Consider the following 5087-nt stretch of genomic DNA (forward strand, 5'->3'; position numbering starts at 1 on the left):
GACGACGCGGCTGCTCCCGGCCCGAAGAGCGCCAACGAGACCCCACCCGCGGCCGAGACGCAGACCAGGGCACCGAGCGCCACGAACGACCGCGTTCGGCTCTGCACGGCCCCACCTCCCGTCCCACACCGACGGTAAGGAGCCGAACACGTCCGCATCCATACGCAAACGTGCGTAAAGCGGCTACAGCCCGCGCGACACGCCCTCGTACTCGGCGACGTCCGTCGGGAGGCCCTCGATCTCGACCCTCGCCTCGTCGCGGCCGAAGAGGTGCAGGACGAGCTCGCCGGGGTCGCCGACCAGGGTGACCAGGCCGGGGCCGGTGCGGATGACCTGGCTCGCACCCTCCGGCCTGCGCACCACGACCCCCACGGGGCTGCGGCGCAGCAGCAGCCTGCCCATCTTCGTGACCAGGGTCCACAGCTGGGCGTCGCGCTCGGGATCGGCGGGGCGGGGCTCCCAGCCGGGGGCGCCGCGGCGGGCGTCCTCGTGGTGGACGAAGAACTCGGCGCCGTTCGCGACCTCGTCGAGCCTGCCGATGCGGTACGGGGACCAGGGCGGGGCTCCGCCGCGCAGCTCGGCGACCATGTCCTCCCACGGCGTGTCCGAGTAGCCGGCCATACCGCGCTCGGTCAGCGGGGCGAGCACGGGCACGACGATCCCGCCCGCCGCCCACGGCTGACGCTCCCGGACGAGCAGGTGGGCGAGCAGGTCCCGGGTGTCCCAGCCCTCGCACAGGGTGGGTCGGTCGGGGCCGAGCTCGGCGAGGGTGTCGGACAGGGCGGCGCGCTCGGTGGTGGCAAGGCTCACGGGTCGAAACCTACGGGTCCGGCACCGGCGACGCTCGTCAGCCGGGCGCGCAGGGTCCGACGGTGGCGGCGACGGCGTCGTGGTCGGAGCCCGGGAGCAGGACCTGGGCGGGATCGTCGCCGCACCAGCCCGGGCCGACGAACACGTGGTCGATCCGCAGGAGCAGCAGCCGCCAGGTCGTGATCGAGGTGGGCGCCTGCCAGGTGTCCCGCACGGCGTCGGTCAGGACCGCCGTCATCACGCGGTAGTCGCGGCCCCGGTCGGTCGTGTTGAGGTCCCCGGTCAGCACGACCGGGCCGGGCTCGGCGGCCACCTGCTCGGCGAGCGCGACCATGATCCGGTGATGCTCGACGGGGGTGACCTCGTAGCCGCGGTCGGTGATCCAGGGCCGGGGCACGTGCAGGGCGTAGAGGGTGAAGGGCACGGGCGCCTCGACCCGCACCCTGACACCGGGCAGGTCCGGCCCGTCGCCCTCCAGCACCTGCATCGGGTACCGCGAGTAGACGCCGACGCCGCCCGTCCCCCGCTCCCCGCCGTAGACGGCGTAGCGGTACGCATCGACGAAGCGGCGGTGGACGGGGAAGGCGTTCTCGCTGATCACCGTGACGTCGGCGGGGTCGCGCAGCAGGTGCACGGGGTCGCCCGCGGTGTCCGTGATGTTGGCGCTCGCGATCCGGACGGCCCCCGCGGGGTCGACGGGCCCGGTGGGGGCGGGTCGCCAGGGCGCGAGCACCGCGACCGTGCCCACGAGCAGCAGCGACACGATCCCGGGGAGCAGCCGCAGCCGACGCCGCGAGAGGACCAGCAGCGCCAGGACGAGCACCGCCCCCACCACCCAGACGGGCAGCACGATCGCGAGCACGTCCCCGACCGGGCCGAGGTGGTCCCGCAGCGGGAACCAGGCCCAGGGCAGCACGACGGCCAGGACCGGCCAGAGCAGGGCCGTCCGGGAGCGTGGGCGTTGGAGCACGGGGACCTCTCGCAGGGGGTGGGTCCTCCGCTCCGAGGACGGACCGAGGGGGTTCGCGAGGACCCCCCGACCCGTTAGCCCTCGGTGACGAACGGGCTGCTGGCGATCTCGGTGCCGTCGTCGAGCTGCTGGATGTCGAAGTCCCGGAACACGTTCGGCACCGCGGCCTGCAGCTGGCGCAGGGTCTCGATCGCCAGGGCGCGGATCTCGACGTCCGCGTGCTCGGTCGCCCGCATCCCGATGAAGTGCCGCCAGGCGCGGTAGTTGCCGGTGACGACGATCCGGGTCTCGGTCGCGTTGGGCAGGATCGCCCGCGCCGCCTGCCGGGCCTGCTTGCGCCGCAGGGTGGCGTTGGGGACGTCCGCGAACCGCTTCTCCAGCCCCTCGAGCAGGTTCTCGTACGCCTTGACCGAGGCCTCGGCGGCGTCGAGGAACATCTGGTGCAGCTCGGGATCGTCCGCGATGACCTCGGGCTCGACCATCGCCGCGTCCCGCTCCGGGACGTAGCGCTGCGAGAGCTGCGAGTACGAGAAGTGCCGGTGCCGGATCAGCTCGTGGGTGAGCGAGCGCGAGATGCCGGACAGGTAGAAGCTGACCGTGCCGTGCTCGAGCACGGACAGGTGCCCGACCTCGAGGATGTGCCGCAGGTAGCCCTCGTTCGTGGCGGTCCGCGGGTTCGGCTTGGACCAGGACTGGTAGCACGCCCGGCCCGCGAACTCGGCGAGCGCCTGGCCGCCGTCCGCGTCGGTCTCCCACGGCACGTCGGCGGGCGGCAGGAACTCGGTCTTCGCGACCAGCTGGACCTTCGGCGGCACGGTCTGCGGCATGCGGCGACTGTAACCGGACGTCGGTTGGCGTCAGGATGATGGTTGCACGATGTCAGTAGTGACGCCATAGTGGCGTCATGGACATCGGTCAGTACGTCGCGCAGCTGCGGGAGGACCTCGCGTCCGCCGCCGCCGCGGGGGACGAGCAGACACAGCGCACGGCCGCGCTGCTCGGCGCGGCCATCGAGCCCGCGGCCCGGCTCGCGATCATGAACGCCCTCTCCGACCTGGCCGCCGAGGTCACCGCGGAGCTGCACGACCGGACGGTGGAGGTCCGGCTCGACGGGCGGGACGTGCGCGTCGCCGTGTCGGGCGCCCCCGCCGCCGAGGCGCCGCCGCGGTTCGGCCCGCCCGGGGACGCCGGTGACATCAGCCGGATCACCCTGCGGATGGTCGAGCAGATCAAGGCGCAGGCCGAGCAGGCCGCGCAGGCCCAGGGGGTGTCGCTGAACTCCTGGGTCTCCCAGGCGGTGCAGGGGGCGCTCGCGGGCAAGCAGCGCCGCTGGGACCGCCGGTCCTGGGGCGACGAGAAGGGCCCGGACGACAAGGGCGGCGGCGACGGCCGTCTCAAGGGATGGGTGCAGGGGTGAGTGCGATGACGGACGAACCGCAGGACCTGGGCAGGCAGGACGCGTGGCCGTGCGCGGAGGCCGCGGAGATCGAGATCGGGGTCGACGTCGGACGGGTGCGGGTCGAGCTCAACGACTCCGCCACCGAGGTCCGTGCGGAGGTCCGCCACGACCCGCACGGCGACAGTCCGTGGGAGCAGGGCCTCACCGGGATCCTCAACTGGTTGGGCTCGGCGACCGGCGACTCCTCCGGTGACCCCGGGGCCGCCGCCGTGCGGGCCGCCGAGGTGAGCTGGGACGCCACCGCCCGACGGCTGGTGGTCCGGTCCACCCAGGAGCTGCCGCTGCGCGTGGTGCCGCTGGCCGTCACGGTCTGGGCGCCCGCTGGCTCCCGGCTCGCGGTCCGCACCGGCGCCGGTGACGTCACGGTCGTGGGCCGGGCGGGCTGGGCTGCGGTCCGCACCGGCTCGGGTGTCGCCCACGTCGACGAGATCACCGGGTCCTGCGAGGTCACCAGCGGCTCCGGTCGCGTGGAGCTGGGCATCGTGGGCGCGGACGCGAAGATCCGCACCGGGTCCGGCGGGATCAGCGTGGCCTCCCTCGGCGGGAGTACGCAGGTCAAGGCGGGCAGCGGGGACGTCGAGCTCGGCGAGGTGCACGGCGACCTGACCTGCAAGACGGGCTCCGGGGACGTCGTGGTGGCCGACGCGCACGCGGGCAGGCTCGACCTGACCACCGGCTCGGGCAAGCTCCGGGTCGGCGTGCACGCCGGGGTGGCCGCGGAGCTGGACCTCACCTCGGGTTCCGGCTCGGCCCGCAGCGACCTCGACGTGGGCGGGGTCGCCCCCGCCGACACCCCACCCCTGCACATCGTGGGCCGCACGGGCAGCGGCGACATCCTGGTCACCCGCGCCGCGACCGCAGGCGTCTGAGAGGTCCCACCGCCTCCGACCGCGGTCCCGGCTCCGACCGCGGTCCCGGCTCCGGCTGTGGTGACGGCTGCGGCTGTGGTGACGGCTTCGACTCCGTTCCCGGCGCAGCCCGGCCGCATCCGAGGCGGCGCTCCGGTCGCGGGTCCCGATGCCCTTCGCGGAAGGCTGAGATTTCGAACCGTCAGACGGCCCAACGATTCAGCGCCTCACGGTTCGAAACCTCAGCCTCTCTCGGAGGCCATACCTACGAGGCCGGCATCGGCGCGACACAACCGCCGCGCCCTGCCCACACTGCGCCACTCCGCCGGGGCCCGACCTGACGCGACCCGGGCGGGGCGGCCATCAGGCGGCCTGCTCAGCTGAGCCCGTCCCGCGGCGGCAACCCGCCCGGCGAGGACCCGTCCTGCCGGGGAGACAGACCGCGCCGAGCCTCTCCCCCGGCCGGCTCCCCTCACGGGCGCGGGCGAACGCTGACCGGCGAGCTGCGCGCCCAAGAGCGGCACACTGCCGGACCACACTCCGGGAGCCCACTGCGGGAACCCACTGCGAGCGGTCGCGCTCAGATGCGGCTCAGGGCCCCCGCGAGGTTCCCGCGCTCGCCGACCACGACGCCGTCGAGCTCCAGCCACTCCGCCATGAGGTCCAGCTCGGCGGACAGCTCCGCGGCCACGCGGGCCTCCGCGACACCGGGTTCGGCGAACGCGCCCTGCACCCGGAGGACCCCCGCGGCGCGGTCCGCCTTCAGGTCGACCCGGGCGACCAGCTCGCCGTCGAGCAGGAACGGGAAGACGTAGTAGCCGTACTCCCGCTTGGGCTCCGGCACGTAGATCTCGATGCGGTACCGGAACCCGAAGATCCGCTCGGTGCGCTCGCGCTCCCAGATCAGCGGATCGAAGGGGCACAGCAGAGCGCGGCCCTCGATGCGCCGCGGGACCGTGGCCGAAGGCGAGCGGTACGCGGGCGCCCGCCATCCCCGCAC

General features: G+C 74.1%; 6 protein-coding genes. 2 read left to right on the forward strand and 4 right to left on the reverse strand.

What is annotated here, in order from left to right:
• Positions 1–183 precede the first annotated feature (183 nt).
• The 3 genes from H5J29_RS20230 to thyX all read right to left on the reverse strand — a co-directional run bounded on the left by H5J29_RS20230 (position 184) and on the right by thyX (position 2607).
• Positions 184–810, reverse strand: a complete 627-nt coding sequence (locus H5J29_RS20230) for a TIGR03085 family metal-binding protein (RefSeq protein ID WP_181782620.1) — start codon at positions 808–810, stop codon at positions 184–186.
• 37 nt (positions 811–847) lie between these two features.
• Positions 848–1780: an endonuclease/exonuclease/phosphatase family protein gene (locus H5J29_RS36295; protein ID WP_181782621.1), complete on the reverse strand. Its 933-nt coding sequence runs from the start codon at positions 1778–1780 to the stop codon at positions 848–850.
• A 74-nt stretch (positions 1781–1854) separates the two neighbouring features.
• Positions 1855–2607, reverse strand: a complete 753-nt coding sequence (gene thyX, locus H5J29_RS20240; protein ID WP_181782622.1) for an FAD-dependent thymidylate synthase — start codon at positions 2605–2607, stop codon at positions 1855–1857.
• Positions 2608–2684: 77 nt separating this feature from the next.
• Between thyX and H5J29_RS20245 the strand changes: the two genes are divergently transcribed.
• Positions 2685–3197, forward strand: a complete 513-nt coding sequence (locus H5J29_RS20245; protein ID WP_181782623.1) for a toxin-antitoxin system HicB family antitoxin — start codon at positions 2685–2687, stop codon at positions 3195–3197.
• A 5-nt stretch (positions 3198–3202) separates the two neighbouring features.
• Positions 3203–4108, forward strand: coding sequence for a DUF4097 family beta strand repeat-containing protein (locus H5J29_RS20250; protein WP_181782624.1), 906 nt, complete (start codon positions 3203–3205; stop codon positions 4106–4108).
• A 559-nt stretch (positions 4109–4667) separates the two neighbouring features.
• Here the strand turns inward: H5J29_RS20250 and H5J29_RS20255 are convergent.
• Positions 4668–5087: DNA glycosylase AlkZ-like family protein (locus tag H5J29_RS20255; protein ID WP_181782625.1), on the reverse strand; the 420-nt coding region annotated here is incomplete at its 5' end.

Origin of the sequence: Pseudonocardia pini (genome assembly GCF_013870575.1) — a bacterium.
In the GTDB taxonomy this organism is placed as follows: Bacteria; Actinomycetota; Actinomycetes; order Mycobacteriales; family Pseudonocardiaceae; genus Pseudonocardia; species Pseudonocardia pini.

Bases quoted from the DNA above. Each gene is read 5' to 3' on its own strand.
- H5J29_RS20250 (WP_181782624.1), top strand. From the start codon at position 3,203: ATGACGGACGAACCGCAGGACCTGGGCAGGCAGGACGCGTGGCCGTGC.
- H5J29_RS20245 (WP_181782623.1), top strand. From the start codon at position 2,685: ATGGACATCGGTCAGTACGTCGCGCAGCTGCGGGAGGACCTCGCGTCC.
- thyX (WP_181782622.1), bottom strand. From the start codon at position 2,607: ATGCCGCAGACCGTGCCGCCGAAGGTCCAGCTGGTCGCGAAGACCGAG.